General features: G+C 34.9%; 21 protein-coding genes. 10 read left to right on the forward strand and 11 right to left on the reverse strand.

Annotated elements, in window-relative coordinates:
• Positions 1-38 precede the first annotated feature (38 nt).
• The 3 genes from PXC01_RS01750 to PXC01_RS01760 are packed head-to-tail and all read right to left on the reverse strand — an operon-like array spanning position 39 to position 5,346.
• Positions 39-3,779, reverse strand: a complete 3,741-nt coding sequence (locus PXC01_RS01750) for a ShlB/FhaC/HecB family hemolysin secretion/activation protein (protein WP_276470653.1) — start codon at positions 3,777-3,779, stop codon at positions 39-41.
• A gap of 39 nt (positions 3,780-3,818) precedes the next feature.
• The gene (locus PXC01_RS01755) at positions 3,819-3,980 is read right to left on the reverse strand and encodes a hypothetical protein (protein WP_276470654.1); all 162 of its coding nucleotides are present in this window, start codon (positions 3,978-3,980) and stop codon (positions 3,819-3,821) included.
• A gap of 4 nt (positions 3,981-3,984) precedes the next feature.
• On the reverse strand, positions 3,985-5,346 hold the full coding sequence (locus PXC01_RS01760; RefSeq protein ID WP_276470655.1) for an NAD-dependent succinate-semialdehyde dehydrogenase: 1,362 nt from the start codon (positions 5,344-5,346) through the stop codon (positions 3,985-3,987).
• A 196-nt stretch (positions 5,347-5,542) separates the two neighbouring features.
• Here PXC01_RS01760 and PXC01_RS01765 point away from each other — a divergent pair, with 196 nt between their 5' ends.
• From PXC01_RS01765 to PXC01_RS01775, 3 genes are read left to right on the forward strand one after another with little or no spacing between them, the layout of a single operon-like run.
• The gene (locus tag PXC01_RS01765) at positions 5,543-5,875 is read left to right on the forward strand and encodes a YtxH domain-containing protein (protein ID WP_276470656.1); all 333 of its coding nucleotides are present in this window, start codon (positions 5,543-5,545) and stop codon (positions 5,873-5,875) included.
• Positions 5,876-6,223: a hypothetical protein gene (locus PXC01_RS01770; protein WP_276470657.1), complete on the forward strand. Its 348-nt coding sequence runs from the start codon at positions 5,876-5,878 to the stop codon at positions 6,221-6,223.
• Between the two features lie 5 nt (positions 6,224-6,228).
• Positions 6,229-6,423 carry a hypothetical protein gene (locus PXC01_RS01775; protein WP_276470658.1) on the forward strand — a complete coding sequence of 65 codons (195 nt, stop codon included), beginning with the start codon at positions 6,229-6,231 and terminating at the stop codon, positions 6,421-6,423.
• Positions 6,424-6,510: 87 nt separating this feature from the next.
• Here PXC01_RS01775 and PXC01_RS01780 read toward each other — a convergent pair whose 3' ends face one another.
• Together PXC01_RS01780 and PXC01_RS01785 are read right to left on the reverse strand one after the other, a co-directional pair.
• Positions 6,511-6,975 carry a Dps family protein gene (locus tag PXC01_RS01780; protein ID WP_276470659.1) on the reverse strand — a complete coding sequence of 155 codons (465 nt, stop codon included), beginning with the start codon at positions 6,973-6,975 and terminating at the stop codon, positions 6,511-6,513.
• Between the two features lie 106 nt (positions 6,976-7,081).
• A complete protein-coding gene (locus PXC01_RS01785; protein ID WP_276470660.1) occupies positions 7,082-7,687 on the reverse strand; it encodes a DUF2652 domain-containing protein in 606 nt (201 codons plus the stop codon).
• Positions 7,688-7,938: 251 nt separating this feature from the next.
• Here PXC01_RS01785 and PXC01_RS01790 point away from each other — a divergent pair, with 251 nt between their 5' ends.
• Complete coding sequence (locus PXC01_RS01790) at positions 7,939-9,015, forward strand: DNA topoisomerase IB (protein WP_276470661.1); 1,077 nt, start codon at positions 7,939-7,941, stop codon at positions 9,013-9,015.
• A gap of 11 nt (positions 9,016-9,026) precedes the next feature.
• On the opposite strand, the gene PXC01_RS01795 is transcribed toward PXC01_RS01790, so the two are convergent.
• Positions 9,027-9,239, reverse strand: a complete 213-nt coding sequence (locus tag PXC01_RS01795) for a hypervirulence associated TUDOR domain-containing protein (protein WP_276470662.1) — start codon at positions 9,237-9,239, stop codon at positions 9,027-9,029.
• Positions 9,240-9,504: 265 nt separating this feature from the next.
• On the opposite strand from PXC01_RS01795, the gene PXC01_RS01800 reads away from it, so the two are divergent.
• From PXC01_RS01800 to PXC01_RS01810, 3 genes are all read left to right on the forward strand, one after another.
• A complete protein-coding gene (locus PXC01_RS01800) occupies positions 9,505-9,747 on the forward strand; it encodes a hypothetical protein (RefSeq protein ID WP_276470663.1) in 243 nt (80 codons plus the stop codon).
• Between the two features lie 49 nt (positions 9,748-9,796).
• Positions 9,797-10,246: a ferritin-like domain-containing protein gene (locus PXC01_RS01805; RefSeq protein ID WP_276470664.1), complete on the forward strand. Its 450-nt coding sequence runs from the start codon at positions 9,797-9,799 to the stop codon at positions 10,244-10,246.
• 184 nt (positions 10,247-10,430) lie between these two features.
• Positions 10,431-11,123, forward strand: coding sequence for an SOS response-associated peptidase family protein (locus tag PXC01_RS01810; RefSeq protein WP_276470665.1), 693 nt, complete (start codon positions 10,431-10,433; stop codon positions 11,121-11,123).
• Here the strand turns inward: PXC01_RS01810 and PXC01_RS01815 are convergent.
• Positions 11,120-12,157: a helix-turn-helix domain-containing protein gene (locus tag PXC01_RS01815; RefSeq protein ID WP_276470666.1), complete on the reverse strand. Its 1,038-nt coding sequence runs from the start codon at positions 12,155-12,157 to the stop codon at positions 11,120-11,122. The genes PXC01_RS01810 and PXC01_RS01815 overlap by 4 nt on opposite strands.
• Before the next feature lie 258 nt (positions 12,158-12,415).
• On the opposite strand from PXC01_RS01815, the gene PXC01_RS01820 reads away from it, so the two are divergent.
• Entirely contained in the window at positions 12,416-12,598 is a 183-nt protein-coding gene (locus tag PXC01_RS01820) for a hypothetical protein (RefSeq protein WP_276470667.1), read from the forward strand.
• A gap of 71 nt (positions 12,599-12,669) precedes the next feature.
• Here the strand turns inward: PXC01_RS01820 and PXC01_RS01825 are convergent, their stop codons facing one another.
• Together PXC01_RS01825 and PXC01_RS01830 are read right to left on the reverse strand one after the other, a co-directional pair.
• Entirely contained in the window at positions 12,670-14,223 is a 1,554-nt protein-coding gene (locus PXC01_RS01825; RefSeq protein ID WP_276470668.1) for a hypothetical protein, read from the reverse strand.
• Positions 14,224-14,296: 73 nt separating this feature from the next.
• Positions 14,297-14,707 (reverse strand): arsenate reductase family protein, encoded by a 411-nt coding sequence (locus tag PXC01_RS01830; protein WP_276470669.1) that lies wholly within the window; start codon positions 14,705-14,707, stop codon positions 14,297-14,299.
• 130 nt (positions 14,708-14,837) lie between these two features.
• Here PXC01_RS01830 and cls point away from each other — a divergent pair, with 130 nt between their 5' ends.
• Positions 14,838-16,265 (forward strand): cardiolipin synthase, encoded by a 1,428-nt coding sequence (gene cls, locus PXC01_RS01835; RefSeq protein WP_276470670.1) that lies wholly within the window; start codon positions 14,838-14,840, stop codon positions 16,263-16,265.
• A 59-nt stretch (positions 16,266-16,324) separates the two neighbouring features.
• The gene (locus tag PXC01_RS01840) at positions 16,325-16,894 is read left to right on the forward strand and encodes a hypothetical protein (RefSeq protein WP_276470671.1); all 570 of its coding nucleotides are present in this window, start codon (positions 16,325-16,327) and stop codon (positions 16,892-16,894) included.
• Between the two features lie 3 nt (positions 16,895-16,897).
• Here the strand turns inward: PXC01_RS01840 and PXC01_RS01845 are convergent, their stop codons facing one another.
• Positions 16,898-18,421, reverse strand: coding sequence for a GH3 family acyl-acid amido synthetase (locus tag PXC01_RS01845; RefSeq protein ID WP_276470672.1), 1,524 nt, complete (start codon positions 18,419-18,421; stop codon positions 16,898-16,900).
• Between the two features lie 152 nt (positions 18,422-18,573).
• Positions 18,574-19,161 (reverse strand): SUKH-4 family immunity protein, encoded by a 588-nt coding sequence (locus PXC01_RS01850; protein WP_276470673.1) that lies wholly within the window; start codon positions 19,159-19,161, stop codon positions 18,574-18,576.
• Between the last annotated feature and the right edge of the window lie 13 nt (positions 19,162-19,174).

The raw sequence follows: 19,174 nt of genomic DNA on the forward strand, positions 1-19,174 counted from the left end.
AGAATACATTAGAAAAGTACGAAAATATTTTAGTTGTATTAGATTGAAAGTCCAAAGCCAACCTGAATTAAGTTACTTTCCTTAGAATTAAAGTATCCAATGTTAAACGTAAGCGCCTTTAAACTGCTAATCCAAAAACCACCACCTTGTGAAGTGTGCCATACATTAGAATTTTCATTTGGCATCCAGACCCTACCATAATCGAACCCACCATACATACCAATAGTTACGGGCGATACGGCCGTTACGTAGCGTTTAAGCTTTAATTTTAAATCTGAAGACTGATAGAAATAAGATTTTCCCGTAAAGCGTTCATCCCTAAATCCACGTAAACCGTTATTTCCGCCAATTGATGGGGTATGGTAAAAATAGACGTCGTTATAATCAAAAAGACCCTTATACTCGGCAGTAGTGCTTAAAACCAAATTACCTTTCGATTCTAATTTGTGATCGACCCCTATTTTTAAGGAGGCGTAACCAAATTTGTTGGCATTATTGTTCAAGTTCATTTTATATCCTGCGGCAAAACCAAAATAAATAGCTTTAGAAGGAAAGTCTCCTGCATCGTCACGATCATAATAACCGGTCAGTTCTGCACCAGCATAATTCTGATTTTCAAAAACGGCATCCTCTAAATTATCTGGATTAAAAAGTCGGTTTTCGTTATCTGCAACCTTAAATGATTCAAACAGACCTTTAACCCGTAGGCTATAATATGCCAAACCGGCGCTAGCCTTAAAAGTTCTGATCCTACCTCTGTAATAATCCCTGCTCAATGCAGCTTCATTGTTAATGGTTTCATTTCCAAAACCAAAGAAGTTACTAACATACCTATCGTTCGCAAAATAAGCATCCATTTCAAAATTCCAACCTGGAAAAACACTTCCGTATATGCCAGAGTAAGAAAGCTCTGCAGCTTTGAATTTGAAATAATAATTAGCACTTACCGTATGTTGCTGTCTAAACGAGTTACCGTCAATACCTTGTTGGGTATAGGTGTTAGATGCACCTAGGAACATTCCGTCATCAGTTCTAAAACCCAATGTGGGCACAAGTACATTGGTGTTCGGTTTAAAATATCTAAAATGAAAAGTATTGGTTTTATAATTATCCGTCAATAAGGTTTTGGGCTGTAGATTTTCAATATTGATTTTCTCATGCTCCCAATCATATAATTTTACCTTTCTCTTGTTGGTAATAGCATATGAGTCCTTACCGTAACCACCAACAATTCTAAGTTTTGTATTTGGGTTTTCTTGGCCTTTTACAACAAATTTATCATCATCGCCCAGGCCGTATATCCAAATTTCTTTTGTAAGACTATCGTTGAATACCCTTGAATAGAAAAGTTCATTTTTCTCGTCTGTGAGAATACGTTTCACCTCTACTTTTGTATCACCGTTCTCCAGTCTGGTCATTGTAAAGATATCATCTTTTTCAGTACCGGTAACTGCCACAATTTTGTTGAGGTATTTGGCATAATCTTCGGCTGTTTGGGTTAAAGTTGCAAGGCGTTGCTTTAGATTTTTCTTGATATTTTCAGAAGTTTCATCTTGTACAGAAGCCGGCAAGCGGGTAAAGGCATTTTCAATGACCTCGTTCGTCATACCTTTTTGAATGGCCCTAGCCTCTTCTACCCAAACCTCTGGACCATATGATGTAAGTAAGGTACGGTCCAATCTATTACCAGATAAATTCAGCCATTTTACATTATCGATATCATCATCATATGTTTCCCAATTTCTTGTATTTGGAACAAACCAATTTATGAAAGGAATTACCTTACCGTCAAATCTAGGAAAGGCATTATCACGATCTCTAGGTATGGGCATAAATTCTTTCTCTCCATCAGGACTCTCATATTCTATCCACCTCCATTGATCTTGGTGACGGTCCCAATCCCCAATTAACATATCAAAAAGTCTAGCTCTTATAAAACTCTTTTCATCTACCCAATAAGATTCATCGCTCTTTATCTTCTCTAACATATCGGTAGTGCTCTCATAATCCGTAACCTCGCCAGAATTTTCATCCATGGTTCTTCTATACCCTTTATAATGCGCTTGTTCTTCAGATGGTCGGCGTTCTATATAGTAAAGTTCATCACCATAGTTTTCGTTGTATTGTTTTAAACTGTCTTGCTTTGGCACGTAGAACAGATCGGTATCTGAATGATTGATGTCTACAGATTTTGCCAAAGGGTTAATGACCAATTGCATGTAAGGGTGGGCAGTGGTAAAGAAATCTGAAATTGCTTTTTCTGCCCAAGTATCTTGATAATCTTGGGTATTGTAAGCAATGCCCGGAAGTTTGAATTTCAAAAATTTCAACGCACTTTTCCGTAATGAACGCATGGCATATTGTTTACCGTTGGCATCTTCTAAACGCAATGAGAACGACTGGTGCCCTCCACCTTCTTTTATTACGGATAATCCGCCATATAGCGTATCTAATTGAACAATGGGCGCTTCTACGGGTTGACCATAATACTTACGGTAGCGCTCTCCCCAAAGAAATTTATAAAAGGCACTCTTATTATAATCTTTTGGGTCATCTAAAATTTTGGTTTCCTTATTTTTTTCTGAATTGGTAGCAAATGAACTCAACACCTTTGCTGGTTCTTTTTTTGGTAGAACATTGAATGTCTTACTTGAATTTAAGTCATTTTCTGAAATAAAGGTAACTTTAGAGCTACCGTCTTTATAGTAATCTAATCTGGCAAAACCTCTTTCACCAAATACATACTCCCCATGATATTCTACTGATCCACCAATAGCTGTAATTCTACCGGGACTCATTTTAGCGGCACTTTTTTCACCAAGAGAACCACTTACAATTTGATGGATACCACCACCTTCTAATAACTGTAAACTTTCCTCATGACCAGAAACTAATGTAATACGGTCATTAGCTTGGGCCAAAGCACTTACTGCAATACGCAAGTAGTTATACCGTCTAGAGTTTACGTGTTCTGGATTAAATGCACCAAGGTCCATAACGGCGTTCTTAACAGTGCCTAGTAAAGGTAATGGAGTGGTATGGTCTTTCACGGTTGTTTTACCTGCATAAGTTCCATTGGTAAATACTGGGTGGTGCATGGCAATAACGATATTTTTACCTTGGCCATCACCAATATACCCTTCCAATTCTTCCATGAACCGTCTACGGGTTACAATATCAGTACACTTACTATTTATACCTTCTATTCTAGACCAGTTAGACACGAACCACTTAGAATCTACCAGAATAAGGTCTAGGTCATCATTTATAACTCTATGGTCAATTGGGCAACCGTTGTTTGGTATAACCGCCGCATTTTCTCTTTCAATATCTTTTAGGTAATTCTCTACCTTTTCAATTTTCTCTAATCTATAGCTTTTCCATTCGTTATTTCCCGGCAAAAAAATAGTCTCTCCCTTAAAATTGGCAGAGATATCAAGTTGTTTTTGGATCAAAATACTATCTACGGACCAATTACTGGTTTCTGGCGAGATGTTATCACCGGTAAAAATTAAGGTACTGTTTAAAGAAGCATTGTCAAGCTCTTCCTTAAAACGGTTTAATAGAGCTGTATTTGGAGTAACGGATGAGTTTCCCAATCCGCCTGCTATATAGAAAGAATGGATTATATCATTGTCCTGTACCAGATTACTTTCTTGTACGTTACTTTGCTCTTTATATGTAGCGCACGATGAAAGCAATAATAGAATAAAAGTAAAACTGAAGTATTTTATCGTTCTACGGGTGATAGCAATATTTTGAATAGAGCGGTCGGTCATAAATTTAATTAAATTAAGTATGGGCAATAAATTGGTTTTCTAATTGGTAAAAAATATGTTTGATACAATGATTCCACCAATGAGGAGTACTAAAAAAGCGACAAGTATGGTTACCCCTAATTTTGTTTTTTTATTTTTTTGAAGGATGTATTCTTGTGTTTCTTCTTCAGGTTCTTTTACAAATTTTGTTTCTTCTGTCATAATTTTATTTTTTAATGTATACTGTTTTTTTGTTCACGAATTCTAAAATTCCTTCTCTAGAAAGTTCTCTCCCGTAACCTGATGCTTTAGTGCCACCAAAGGGTAACCTTGGATCAGATTTAACCATGTCGTTTATGAAGAATGCTCCATCGGGTATGTTAGATATTATATTCATAGCAGCATCTATATCTTCGGTAAAGAGCATACTGCCCAAACCAAATCTAGAATTTGCTGTCATTGCAATGGCCTCTTCCCTGTTCTTTATTTTAATAATTGCGGCAACAGGTCCAAAAGTTTCTTCTTTAAATACAGGCATGTCTACAGTAACATCTGTTAAAATGGTAGGAGAGAAATAGGCACCGTTACGCATATTGCCTAAAACTACTTTTGCGCCCTTTTTTACAGAATCGTTTACTTGTTTTTGTAGCTCTTCTGCCAAATCTTCTCTAGCCATAACACCAATAAATGTTTCCTCTTTCATAGGATCGCCACTTTGTAAAGATTTTACCTTGGCAGTAAATTTCTCAAGAAAAGCATCATATATATCTTCACAGACTATAAAACGTTTAGCGGCAATACAGCTTTGACCGGTATTCTGCATACGTGCGGTTACCATGGTGTCCATGTGTTCTTCCAGATTTGCATCTTCCCAAACAATACAGGCGTTATTGCCCCCTAGTTCAAGTACGGATTTCTTCAAATTCTTTCCTGCGGTACCTGCTATGGACTTACCGGCTTTTTCGCTTCCCGTGAGTGTTGCCGCTTTAATACCATCATCAGCAATAAGCTTTTCAATTTCTTCGTGCCCGGCTTTAAGGCTTTGAAAACATCCCTCAGGATAACCTGCATCTAAAAATAACTGTTCTATGGCCAATGAGCACCCAGTAACATTTTGTGCATGCTTTAATAACGCCGTATTACCGGCGGTCAAGGTAGGGGCGGCAAAACGGATTACCTGCCAAAATGGATAGTTCCAAGGCATTACCGCAAGTATGCAACCTAAAGGGTCGTGGCTTATAAAACTTTCATCGGCATCTGTATCAATAATTTCATCTGCCAATAAATCTTCTGCATTCAAAGCATAAAAATCACATGCCCATGCGCATTTTTCAATTTCGGAAATACCTTGAGAAAAAGGTTTACCCATTTCTTTCGTCATTAGTGCTGCATATTCCTCTTTGCGCTCTAAAAGAAGTTCCGCAACATTGTTCAGTAATTCGCACCTGTCCTCTATTTCCAAATTTGCCCAAGAAGTTTCTACGGCCAAAGCTTTTTTCAGCTTCGCCTTAATATCGTCGTAGGTGTCTTTGGTATAACTTTTAACAACGGCACCATTATAAGGGTTAATAATTTTATATTCTTTCATAACACAAATTTAGTTGTAAGATGGGTATTGTGTTAATTCGTTTCATTTTATTCTTAACCCGTTTAAACGATTGTTATAGTCAATATTAAAAGGTTTAGAGTTAAGTAAATATATGAATTACCATCACCTTTGTAACAGACAATAAGACACTTGTTGTCATTTAGCAAAAGAAACGTTTAACCTTAAAAATTATAACATGAATAATAGTGGAAATACATTGTTGGCAATTATTGCAGGTTCTGCCATTGGTGCGGCCTTAGGAATTCTATATGCACCTGACAAAGGAGAGAATACCAGAAGATTGATCGCAGATCAAGCAGCTGCTACAAGAGACAACTTTGCGGATAGCGCAGTTGATTTAAAAAATAGAGTAGCCTCTAAAATGACCGATGAAAAACATACGTTAGACACAAGGGTAGAGTCTTTGGTATCAGATTTAAGTTATAAGACCGAAGATGTAATCTCAACTTTAGAGAAAAAATTGGCAGAGTTAAAATCAAAAAATAAGAAACTGCAGAAAACAGTATAAATGGGAGTTATTGATTCACTTAACGAAACGTCTAACAAGGCAATTGATGTAGGAGAGGTTTACTATAAAAAAACCCAGGAATATTATAGGCTGAAAGTGTTTCAACAATTAACAATGACCACTGGTATGCTGCTTAAAATGGCAGTTATGGGTGGTCTTGCTTTTTTGGCACTAATGTTCGTAACCGTTGCAGGTGTTGTTTTTCTGGCAAATGTCATTGAAAGTATGGTAGGTGCCTGTCTAATAGCAGGGGCTTTATTTATAATGTTGTTAATCTTAACGTACGTTTTTAGAAGTAAGATAGACAGTATACTGGTAAGAAAGTTATCGGATAAATTTTTTAATTAATAGGTATGTACAAAAATTTTGAGGAGGTAGAGTTCAATTTAAAACGCTTAAAATTAGAGCGTGAAATTGCATTGGAAGAACTAAAGGGGCTTAAGCAAGATGTACAAGAAGATTTGAGTCCGTATAATTGGGTGTCCACTGCTTTTTCGGCAGCCAAAAAGTTTGGTATGCTTTATTTAATGCGTAAAGTAGTTAAGTAATACTTAATTTAGCTTAAGAACATATTAGTCATAAAAAAGCACCTTAAAAAGGTGCTTCTTATTTGATTAGGTTTCAATATTAAGTTATTATTTGGTCCAAGCATCCAACATCCAACTCACTTTTTCTATTTCTCCAATATAGCCACCGATCATATCTATGGTACCTTCATCGCCTCCTGCTTCGGCTTTCTTTATAACCTTGTTCATTTGCTTTAACAATGTTTCGTGCTGATCTAAAATGTTTTTCACCATTTCAGTATCGGCAATTAAAGAAGAGGTTTCGTTAATGGAAGACATTTCAAAATATTTTGAAAACTCGCTTGTTGGGTTGTGTCTTAATGTAAGGATACGTTCCGCAATTTCATCGATTTTTATTCTTGCATCGGTATATAACTCTTCAAACTTAATATGAAGGTCAAAGAAGTTTTTTCCAGATACGTTCCAGTGGTATCCCCTCAAGTTTTGATAGTATAAATTGTAGTCTGCCAACAGAATATTCAGTTCATCTACTATTGGCTTTATATCTTTTGATTTTATATCTAAATAGCTCATAAAATTTGTTTAATTATTTACTTCAAAAGTATAAAATAACCAGCATTAACGTTGACTCAGATATCTTTATAATGAACGTTTTAACTGTTATTTAAGAGAAGCTTTATTATTCGCTTACCAAGGGCTTAAGGTTTATGTAAGAGTAGTTTATTTTACCAACATGATCATACTCGGTAGCGTTTTGTTTTAGAGAACCCCAATCGAATTGATCGTTCAGATTGTTCTCTTTATAGTAATTGGTTAAACCTTCTGTCAGTAAAAGATACTCGCTTAACTGTATTTTATTTTTCAATAGTTTATGGGCAATGATAAGGTCTTCGCCAAAAAGCTTAATACTATTGCCAACTTTTGTAAGAGCAATTTCTTTACCATAATGTAGAATAATTTTTAGGCCAAGAATATCTGGTATAGAAGCGGCATCTTCATTTTTTCTGTACTTTTTTCTAAGGGCATCCAGCTCTTTATAAAATTCCGTATAAAAAATTCTACATTGGTCTATAAGATTTTCCAAGCTTGGCATTTCTCCGGTTTTAAAAAAGAGAACGGCATCTCCTTCTATTTCAGAAACTTTAAGTCCTATTTTATTAGTATAGATAATTTGGTTTAGAAGGGCAGGAATGATTTTTGAACTCAGTTCAAAATCTGTTTCGCTCATAAACTCGGTAAATCCGCTTATGTCTGGTATACATATTAACATAGGTTCTCCTTTCATAAGCATTGTATTTTATGGTGGTAAGGTATATAACTTCTCATAGTTAAAAGAATCCGTTTCGTAAAAATTATATCGCAATCGGTCTTGTACTATTTAAATTACATGCTAAATAAATAGGTTTTTAGGTTACAAAAGGGTTGAATAGAACACCAAATCAGCCACTTGATTCCTTATTTTTGTTTCAACTTGTATAGAAAAGGATAAACAAAAGTGTTTGGTCCGCATAAATGCCTACTTAAAAAACATAATAGATGAACTATTCAGAACTACTGGCGAGCGAACCACATGATGTTGCTGAGCACATGCACTTAAAATATGTAAATAGAGAGGCGTTATCTATTCTGCGAATCAAGGAAAAAGATAAGTTTTTGTATGTACTAAAGGATAAGCCGCTCAGTAAAAAATCTGAATTGGACAGGATCAAAAAGTTGGTAATCCCGCCTGCGTGGCAAGAAGTAAAAATTGCGCCTATTGCCAATGCACATTTGCAAGCGGTAGGTTATGATCTAAAACATAGACTACAATACCGCTACCACGAGTTGTGGTTAAGGGTAAGAAACCGAACTAAGTTTTTGAGAATGCACCACTTTGGGGAAGCGCTACCTGATATTCGTAAAAAAGTAGATGCACATTTAGAATTGGACGGGTGGCCAAAAGAAAAAGTACTGGCATTAATTGTTAGACTAATGGAAGAAACCCATATCCGTATCGGTAATAGACAATATGCAAAAAGAAATAAAACGTATGGGCTATCTACCCTAAGAACCCGTCACCTAAAGACCAGTAAGAATAAACTAAAATTTGAATTTACCGGTAAAAAAGGTAAAAAGCATAACATTACCTTGAACAATAAAAGACTTAGAAAACTTGTTTTGCAATGCGAAGAAATACCAGGGTGGGATCTTTTTCAATTTTTTGATGAAGACGGTACCAAAACGGGCGTTGATAGCGGTATGGTCAACGAATACTTACAAGAAATAAGCGGAGACCTTTTTACTGCAAAAGATTTTAGAACATGGTCAGGTACACTTATTTTTTTTGAATCACTTTTAGAAAATGAAGCTACCACTGATGAAGGTGTAATTAAAAAGAATATTATAAAAGCTTTTGATGATACGGCCAAAGCACTGGGCAATACTAGAAATGTATGCAAGAAATATTATGTTCACCCATACATAGTAAGTAAATATGAAAGAAAAGAGTTACAGAAAGCTTTTAGAAAAGTAGAAACTACGAAGGCTACCGAATACCAAACCGCTGCAGAGAAGGTATTGATCAATTTAATAGCAGATTTTAATCCGCTACAAAGCTTGTCACAAAAGAAATAGAGGTTTTAGATTTAATCTGCCCGTTCTACTTCACTTTCACTTTTTAAAACATAATCACCATCATCTTGTTTAATGTATAGTGCCTTATCGTCATCGCTACCATTTCTGGTTACTTCATTACCCTTGATCGTTTTTGTCGTTTTTGAAGTGTATGTTTCTTCAACTTTACCTTCGGCAGTTCCATTGCCCCAAGACCATTTTACGGTTGTACCTTTTCTAATCATAATTTATTTAATTTTTGTTTGTGCTTTCCATCACTTCTAGTGTTTGGAGAACAAGTGATGGAAATATCTAAACGACAAGCACAAACGTGAGAACTGAATTGTTACCCAAAGTTCCAAAATTCTACGATTTATTGTGTAAGATGATCACTATATTTTTAATGCTATTCACTTGATTATTAACCCAATTCAAAGGAGTTAATGCTACTTCTTTTCAAGGTAAAAAGTACCGTAAATCAACTATATATTTGACAACAAAACAATACAGATGTTAGAATTGATTACAGGTATATTAATAATGATCGCTCTAGGCTATGTAGGCTTTATAGTACAGGATTACTTAGTAGAAAGTACATTGAACGATTTAGTTGAAGACGAAGAAGATTCAATATTTGAAATTGATATGGAGCATGTTGTCATGTATTCAAACCGATCTAACGCAAACGATGTTAGTGAACTAAAGAAAAAATTACAAGATTTTAAGAACAGGAATAAATTTTATAAGATGTAATTGTGATTGACATCTTTAAATAAAAATCACATCATTAAAATTATAAAACATGAGTACATATACAGAAGAAGTAGGAAACAAATTGAACGAACTTTTAGAGAAAACGTATGATGCCGAAAAAGGATTTAAGAAGGCGGCAGAAAATACTGAGCATACACAGTTAAAAGCTTTCTTTGAAACAAAGGCAAAGCAGCGTTATGATTTTGGACACGAGTTAAAATCCGAAATTAAGACATTTGGCCAAGAGATAGATAAAGGTGACAGCATAACCGGTAAAGCCCATAGGGCATGGATGGATGTAAAAGCATTATTTTCATTAGATAGTGAAGAAGCAATGTTAGAAGAAGCAATTAGAGGTGAGAAAGCTGCCATAGAAGAGTATGATGACGTATTGGAAGATACTTCGCTACCATCTACGACCGCAACCGTTTTAAGAAGTCAAAAAGAGGCTATTAAGAACGGACTTTCAAATATTAAGATGTTAGAAGATATTAGATAAATTCATTTTTAGTGAATTGGTGAAGAGGCTTTAATTAGCCTCTTTTTTTATGCTTTTTTTTTAAAAGCACATACCTTTTATCTAGAATAAAGAGCTATTTTTTAATGCGTTATATTTTTTTGTTTCTGCAATAAGAGAGCTATAGCTATTTGCCGAACTTTAAAATAAAAAGCACAAGATTTATATGTATTTTAAAATATCTAATACAGCAAAATTGAAGGAGATAGAGCAAGATGTAAATGCATTGTTCAAATACCCGGATCTATACACACCGCAAGTAGTAATTAGTGGCTTAACAGAGGTTTCTATACCTATTGTAACCATGAACGAGCCCAATTTCGTTAATTTGGCCATATGGGGTTTGTTGCCCGGTAACTTTAATGAAGATTGGGAGCTTTTTCAAAAGCTGACCAATACCCTGACCATACCCGCTCATAAATTGGACGCCGATATTTGGTACCATGAATCCTTTATGAAAAGTAGATGTATAATTCCGGTAACCGGTTTTTTTACATCGGTCTTAAAAAACGGAGAAATCTATCCGTATCATATTAGCTGTAAAAAAGGTGGAATTCTGTACTTAGCCGGTATTTATACCATTTTGGATGATGGTTTTATCACGTGCTCTATATTGACCGGACCACTGGAAAGAGAAGTGGTCAATTATCAAAATTTGGTAGATTATATGCCGGTTATTATAGACCGAAATGATAAATGTGATTGGTTTTCTGGCGATACCAGTGTTGAAAGGACAAAAGAAATAATGCAACCTCCACACCAGACAGATTTAAAGATACGCCCTATTGCCAGGAACTTGTTCAATAATGATATTTCTTATGATAGCATGCTCATGCCATATGAATACCCGGAAAACTAAGGTAACGAAGAATTTTTGTTTTTTAAATGTTTTCTATATTCCGTTGGTAGAATGCCATAGGCCTCAAAGAATATCTTAGAAAAGTAACTTCTACTTTTTATACCAATGGCATACACAATTTCAGAAATCGACATGTCAGAATTTTTAAGATAGTCTTTTGATATTTCTAACTTTAATTGTCTAACGTACTCATTTACTGTTTTGGAATATAGAATTTTAAAGCCCAGTTGTAATTTTTTAGGACTTAGGCCAGACGCTGAACTTAAGGTAGAGATGGGTATGTTATCTGAAATATGCTCTAATATATAAGTAGTGAGCTTGTGGATTTTAAGAATATCTTCTTTAGAAATTACCTCGGGTATATTCATATTTTCTTCAAAATTTTTATGTTCCAACAACTGCATAGCTAGAATTAGATAAAGTCTACCTTCTAAAGAAAGAGACCTTAACATTCCGTTAGTCGTATCTACATTGTTAAGTAATTTTATTTCATCTGCAATTCTTAAGCTATAATTGCCAACATGTTTAAAAGTAGTTTCACCTTCACTATCGGTAAACAATGAAATTAAAAACTGGTTTAAGCGAGAAATGTTATTATTTTTTTTAAGTAAATACGCTTTTCTATCTATTCTGATAAAGCTGATTTTTAAGCTTTTATCCTTCGGAAACAGGAAGGTTTTTTTCGCATTTCGCTTGTGCGCTATTATAGTGTTTTGAAATTGTTCTATCCTGGTGTCATCTTCCATATTATTTGAGCTATAAGTAAAATAGCCTTCGCTAATGAATATAAATTCTATTGGCGATAAATCTTTGGATATAAAAATTAATTTGGCTTCCTCTGCAAGCGTTATGTTACAATCAAATAGCGAAACTCCCCGATCAAATGCTATAGTTCTCAAGGAACCTTTGCCTAATTTATTGTTAAAGGTTAATACACGTTCTCCATGGACCTCTAGTAATTCTCCTTGTATACAAGTTTGTATTTGGGATAAAATTTCATTGGACCTTAAAGTATTTATGATTAACTCCTTCATTATTTTATTTTAAGCACATTGGTAATTGTGCATTACAAATGAACAGGAAAATAGAGGAGTTCATTAGCATTTTTGAAATGTTAATTGACACAAATGCGTATCTGGTAGATGAGTTAATTTTTATTCTTTTACAACTAAGTAATACCTAGTAATAGTACCATATTTGCAGAGTAAGGTATTGGTTGTCATATAATTAATAAATACCATGATAAACCTTGCTGTTAAAGAATATTAACCTAATTATTAAAATCACATATTATGAAAAAGTCATTATTGATGTTTGTTTTTGCATTGGCAACACTGAGCATTGCTACAAGCTGTAGAGAAGAAAAAACTACAGGAGAGAAAATTGAAGAAGGAATGGACGATGTTGGAGATGAAATTGAAGACGGAGCCGATGAAGTTGAAGATGCCGTAGAAGATGCTACTGATGACAACTAAATTATAATATTGCTATGAAAATATAAGCCAGGTAGTTCAACTACCTGGCTTTTTTGATTTTAAACTCTTTTTCAATCTTTTTCGCCGTTTCCCGTTAATACACTTAACAACCCATCTTGTAGATTGATCCATAAATAATTGAAAAATGATTTATGTCTTACTCTTTCTGCAGTTATGGCACCGTATCTATACCCATCTTCATCTGCGTTTGATCCATCGTTTATAAAAAGGTTACCAATAAATGAAAGAACCTTTTTAACTCCGTTTCTTTCTTTGTTCAGCAATTGAAATTTAAAATCTTCGTAACGCATCTTTATATCACCGGTAGAAGAATATTCGTCTCCAGAAATGGTAAAGTACAATTGATCAATGGTGCCCGTAGTTTGGGTTCTAAGGTTGGGTATAAGAAAATCATTTAAACTGGCGGCATTGAAATTTGATAGTCCGCCAGAAATTAGAAAAGAGCTTCTTGGGTCGAACACATCAAATTGCCAATCAAGTTGAAACTTACCTTCACCCATAAGATCGGCGTTCAGTTTTATTTTTAATAGGTTCTCGTTTTCAATATTAGAAAGATTAGTAATGGCTATATCTAAATCTTCAAAACTTAAAGCACCGGCAGGTACATTATTTGGTATATTTTCTTCATATACAATAGCCCCATTTTTTATAAAAATGGAGTCAATAGCGACTTTAAAGGGCAGTTTTTGTAATAATTTGCCATAAAGTGGCTTGTTTTCAATATAATCCAGTCTAGATTTATCCCTATAAATTTCTAGTTTTGGCTGTGAAAGTAAGAGTTTTTTTAAGTTTACTTGAAGAGAATCATTACTGATGATATAATTATGGTCTTCAACCTTAATTGATGGAATAGATAGATTTACATGATCTCTCTCGTACTTGATTTTTTTGCTCAGTTCAAACTTAGAGTATATGGTTGCAAGAGCAATGTCATTAATATCAATAATTGAATTATTGACTACCATTGATTTCATTTTCAATCTTTCATAATCACCTAAAGGAGCTATTAAATTTAGGATTTCAATGTTATAGGTGTCAAAGTTAAAGGGAACATATTTTTTAATGACATCTGGATCTGTAGCTACTTGTTTTAGGGAAAGATTTATTTCATCAACAGCAATTACTTGCACCTCTTCCGTGGCGTCCCAAATCTCGATCCGGCCAGAATCAAATATAATTTCTTCAACTAATATTTCTTTTAAGAGGTTTATGGGGTTGCTTTTGTTCGCAACAACATTATCGGTATCGGTAGGGCAGGTTTTAAAATTTAGATGTGGTTTGGCAAGCGTAAGATTTTTGATAAATATAGATTTCTGAAATAGAATTTTCCAATAGTCAAAACCCTTTATAGAAAGCTCATCTGCATCTATCTTTATTTCACATGAAGAAGTCTGTTTACCTAAGCTAACAACCGCAATATCCTTAAACGTAATATTGCCTTTTATAAGATTAATGGTCAAGGCATTATATGAAAAATCTATATGGTCCGGCACCTTTCTCTCTAAAAAGCTGACCACTTCTTTTTTCATTTTCCATTCGGCAAGCATGTAGCCGCCAACGAAAAAAATAAGTAAGAGAACAAGCCATTTTAGAAATTTAGACATAAGGTAGTAGTTAAAAAGTAATGAAGGTTAAAGACACCCTATGTACAGAAGTGAACCTTGTAATACGGTAAGGTTATTTATATGGCTTTTTAATGCCGGCACTGTCTGGATCCATATATTGTTTAAAATCCGATGCACTGGTTAGCTCAACAAAATCTTTACCTTTTATGACAATGGCATTCTTTAAAAAACTAGGGTTTTTATCCAATATTTTTAACCAACCATCATCGTCAAGATCAACGGTGTCTTCACCGTAAACATCTTTAAAATCTGGGTGATCGGTATTCACAAGATCAGAGATATTCTTGTTCAGGCCGTCTGCCAATTCTGCCCATTGGGTGCCGGTGACATTGGTTTTAGAAATGTCTATCGTTAAATGTTCTTTTTCAGATGACTGTACATAGGCATTTAATTGTTTGCCTATTGAGTTTTCTGAACTGTAGTATAATGTAATCTGTTTTTTATCCATAGCTATTACTCCCATTACTTTTTTCTAAATGTACTTACATCTAGCGCCAGTAATTAACTCTTTTACTACTAAAAGTATCTTGATTGGATTTTGGAACAACAAAGCGTATTTATTTATCTTATATTGATGTTAAACTAATAAGAGGGTGGTAAATACTATTTTTTGGCTTGCTTATATAGCAGTAACTCTATGGAGTATTGTCAATATAATTTTTAATGGATCTAAGGCAACTAAAATGATTAGTTGGTCTTTATCCGTTATTGTTTTTCCTTTTTTAGGACCACTGTTATATTACTTGTTTGGCATCAACAGAAGAAAATTCAAGTTATTTAAACTAAAACAGACCGAGAAGCGAAAATTATATTCAGAAACCCACAAAGAGCTGGAGGGCGGTGAACAAAGCGTACATGAATTTGATGATTACAAACATGATAAGCTGGCCATCCTTATTCGTAAAAACAGCTATTTTGCACCTTATAATGGTAATAAAATAACCTTGCTCAATGATGGTGAAGAAGCTTTTGGAGCCATTTTTAAAGCGATAGAAGAAGCAAAGGAATTTATACACCTTCAATATTATATTTTAGAGGAAGGTATGCTTCTGGACAAGTTTCATGACCTATTTGCGAAGAAAATAAAAGAAGGTGTGGAAATTAGAATGTTATATGATTCTTTTGGAAGCAATTCTATGCGTGGCAAAAGAGTAAAAAGGTTTAAGGATTTAGGGGTAAAGGCGTTTTCTACCATGCCAATTCGGTTCGGGAATCTGTTGTTTACCTTAAATTATAGAAATCATAGAAAGATTATCATTATCGACGGTAAGGTTGGTTTCACCGGCGGCTTTAATGTGTCTGATAAATACATGAGACCAGTATCTGAACTTGGGGTGTGGCAAGATTTGCATCTTAAGATCGAAGGACCTGCGGTAAACAGCTTACAACGTGTTTTTGTAAAGGATTATCATTTTGCGGGCGAGGAAGAATTGTTGCTTCAAGACAAGTATTTTCCAAAAGTAGAACCTATGGGTAGTACGGTAGCGCAAATAATATCAAGCGGACCAGATTCTAGGTATCCTGCAATTATGCAACAATACTTGGCAATGATCAATATTGCTACAAAGAGCATCTGTATAGCCAACCCTTATTTTATTCCTGGAGAACCGGTTTTAGAGGCAATAAGAATTGCTGCGTTAAGCGGAGTGGAAGTTACCTTGTTAACCCCTAAAATTTCAGATTCATTATTGGCACAATACAGTATGTTTTCCACTTTTGAAGCTTTGTTAGAAGTGGGTGCCAACATATACCTAAGACCAGATTTTTCGCATAGTAAGGTAATAATCATTGACGGTGAAATAGTGTCCGTAGGTTCTGGTAATTTTGACTATCGAAGCTTTGAGCATAATTTTGAAACGAATGCTATTTTATATGACAAAGAGAGGGCATCGCATATAGAAAGATTGTTTACAAGACACTGTACTAATGACGTAAAAGTAGATTTAGAAAAATTTAAAAAAAGGTCGCCGTTCAGTAAGTTTTTAGAAGGTCTTGCCAAATTCTTTAGTCCACTTTTATGAGCACTTTCTTATTTAGTAAAAAATTAAACTTTCTAATCTTATTAATATTCAGTTTCCCAATGGTTGCATCTGCAAAACATACAATTCCAGAAGAAATTATCAACGAAGCAAAAATTGCACTTTCTCATTATCCAGAGCTTTCAAATGTTGCTATAGAATTTAAGTTTAAAAAGAACATTAAAAAGTCTACCATGCAGGCTCAACCCTCATTTTGGAGTGTTTTTAGGTCTAAGAAAAACAGGTCTTATAAAATATTGATCAGTGAAAGAATAAAGATTGCAGATTCTGTTTATTATACCAAAGACATGCCTTCAGAAATTATGATCGGCTGGTTGGGTCATGAACTTGGACATGTAATGGATTATCAACAACGAAGTGGTATGAATTTGATCGGCTTTGGTTTTAAGTATATCACCTCAGAGAGCTATATACGGGAGGCAGAGCGTCGTGCAGACTCTTTTGCAGTCAACCACGGTATGGAAACCTATATTCTTGCTACAAAAGAGTTTATTTTAAAAGAAGCTGGTCTAACACCGGCTTATGTTCAACGTATTAAAAATTTATACTTATCCCCAGAAGAAATTATGGTATTGGTTGAGGAAAGAGATGCGTTGAGCAAAGGAAAATAAGTGCTAGTCGTGCTTGTTTACAAAAGCTTCCCACTCGGCAAACTTCTCTTCTTTCATAACACGTTCCATTTTTACTTGACCGCCTTTCTTTTTGTTACTATCGTTCCAATCGTAAAACACATCAGGGTTGATAGTAAAAACCTTTACTCCTTTTAATGCTTTTGAACGGGCAACTTTATAGTTCTTATTGGCAGCTTTTAAAGATTCATCTAAATTTTTAGCTAATTCTGCTGGGTCTTGGGTTGCATTGGTTCCTAAATACCATGTATGATAAAATCCATCTTCATATTTCTTTGCACAGAGAGTATATTCGGGTACCTCTATATCAAAAGTTTCCATGAGGTCCTGTAGTGCATCATCCAATTTGTTGACAGATAATTGAGAGCCTACCGTGTTCAAAAAGAACTTGGTACGCCCGGTTATTTTTATTTCCGCACGTTCCACATCGGTAAACTCGATCGTATCTCCAATTAGGTAACGCCAAGCACCACTGACGGTGCTTATGATTAGCACATAGTTCTGACCGGTTTCAACCTCGGATAATGTTAATGACGGAGCATCTTGAGAAAGAGAACCGTCTTCTAAAATATAATCTGGATTGAAAGGAACAAACTCAAAATAGATTCCGTTATCCGTAACTAATTTCATGGCATCTGTCTCTGGTCTAGCTTGAAAAGCGATAAACCCTTCAGAAGCCAAATAGGTGTCAATTACCGTAACAGGCTTGCCCATTAAGGCGTTAAAGCTCTTTTCGTAAGGTCCAAAAGCTACGCCGCCAGAAGTGTAGACCTGCAAGTTGGGCCATATTTCATGAATATTGTTCAGATTATGTCTTTTAATGACCTCTTTCAGCATTAGCTCGATCCAAGAAGGAATTCCGCTTAGCGCACCAATATCCCAATCGGCAGCTTTCTCGGCAATTTTTACAACACGTTCGTCCCAGTCATCAATTTTTGCAATTTCCTTTCCAGGTTTGTAGTATCCGCTAAACCAAGACGGAATATTACTTGCGCTTATACCGCTTATCTCACCTTCTAAATGATCATCATTTTCAACTAAATCAGTAGAACTACCAAGCATTAAAATTCCAGTTTCAAAGAAATCTGCCGGAAGGTCAAAATTAGAGATTGCCAACACCTGTTTAATACCTGCTTGTCTAATTGCATTTATCATGGCATCGGTAACAGGAATACGTTTGCTTGTCTTGCCCGTAGTCCCAGAACTCAGTGCAAAATAATCTGGGCTACCGGGCCAGGTTACATCGGTTTGGTCTTCGTGTAATTTATGCCACCATGCATCGTTGATCTGATTATAGTCAAAATATGGAACAGCATCACGAAACGCTTGCTGAGGATTGTCTCTTTCTAGAATATCTTCAAATGCATAGGCTTTGCCAAAAGCAGTGTCTTTTGCAGTTTCCAATAGGTTTTTCAGAACAGCCTTTTGATCTTCAATAGGGTTGTCGTCACCAGTAATTTTATCTGTAACGTTAATAATTCCTTTAATAAAGTTTCCTATGATATTCATGTGCTGCAGTAGTTTTGGTTAGTACCGCTAAAATACTGTATATGTGAGGTAAAGATTAACCCTAATATGAAATATGTGGACTTTATTGGGTTGAAGTGTTCGGAGACAATATTAAAACTTAAGATATCATCTTATATGAATTTCTGGAAACCTTATTCATTTTGAAAATCTTTTCTTAATTCCAATTCCATTTGTAATTGCTCAAACCAAAATCCGTTTTGTTTTTGAATTTTAGAATCAGCTAATAATATTTCATTTTTTAGGGTTTCAAACTGTTCGTCAGAAAAATTAGAATTCATAAATGCGTCTTCTCCGTTTTCTTTTTGAACTCTTTCAATAAAATTCCTGTAAGCAATTAAGGAGTCAGTCATTGAGCTAAAATTTGTGTTGAAAGGTTTGGAGGAGAAATAATCTTCATGATCAAGAAATTCTATTCGATCATCTAATTCAGTATTTACAACGATGGGATCCCCGTCACTACAACTTCCAATAACTATGTACTTATCAAATTCAGGCTCTAAAAACTCATAAATTTTTGTCAGTTTATGGATTCCCTTGTACAAATCATCTGAATCCGTCACAAAACTAAGAAATGGAGCAGCACTTTCTGGAAGTCCAACTGTGTTTAGAAATTGGATAGAGGCATCACATAATCCAAGTCCATTTAACCTATTTATATTAATAGGGTTAAGTTTTTCTTCATTTGAAGTCCATAATTTTTTAAATTCTTCTGGTTTCATTTGTAAACGTGTA

Source organism: Maribacter huludaoensis (assembly GCF_029350945.1).
Classification (GTDB): domain Bacteria; phylum Bacteroidota; class Bacteroidia; order Flavobacteriales; family Flavobacteriaceae; genus Maribacter; species Maribacter huludaoensis.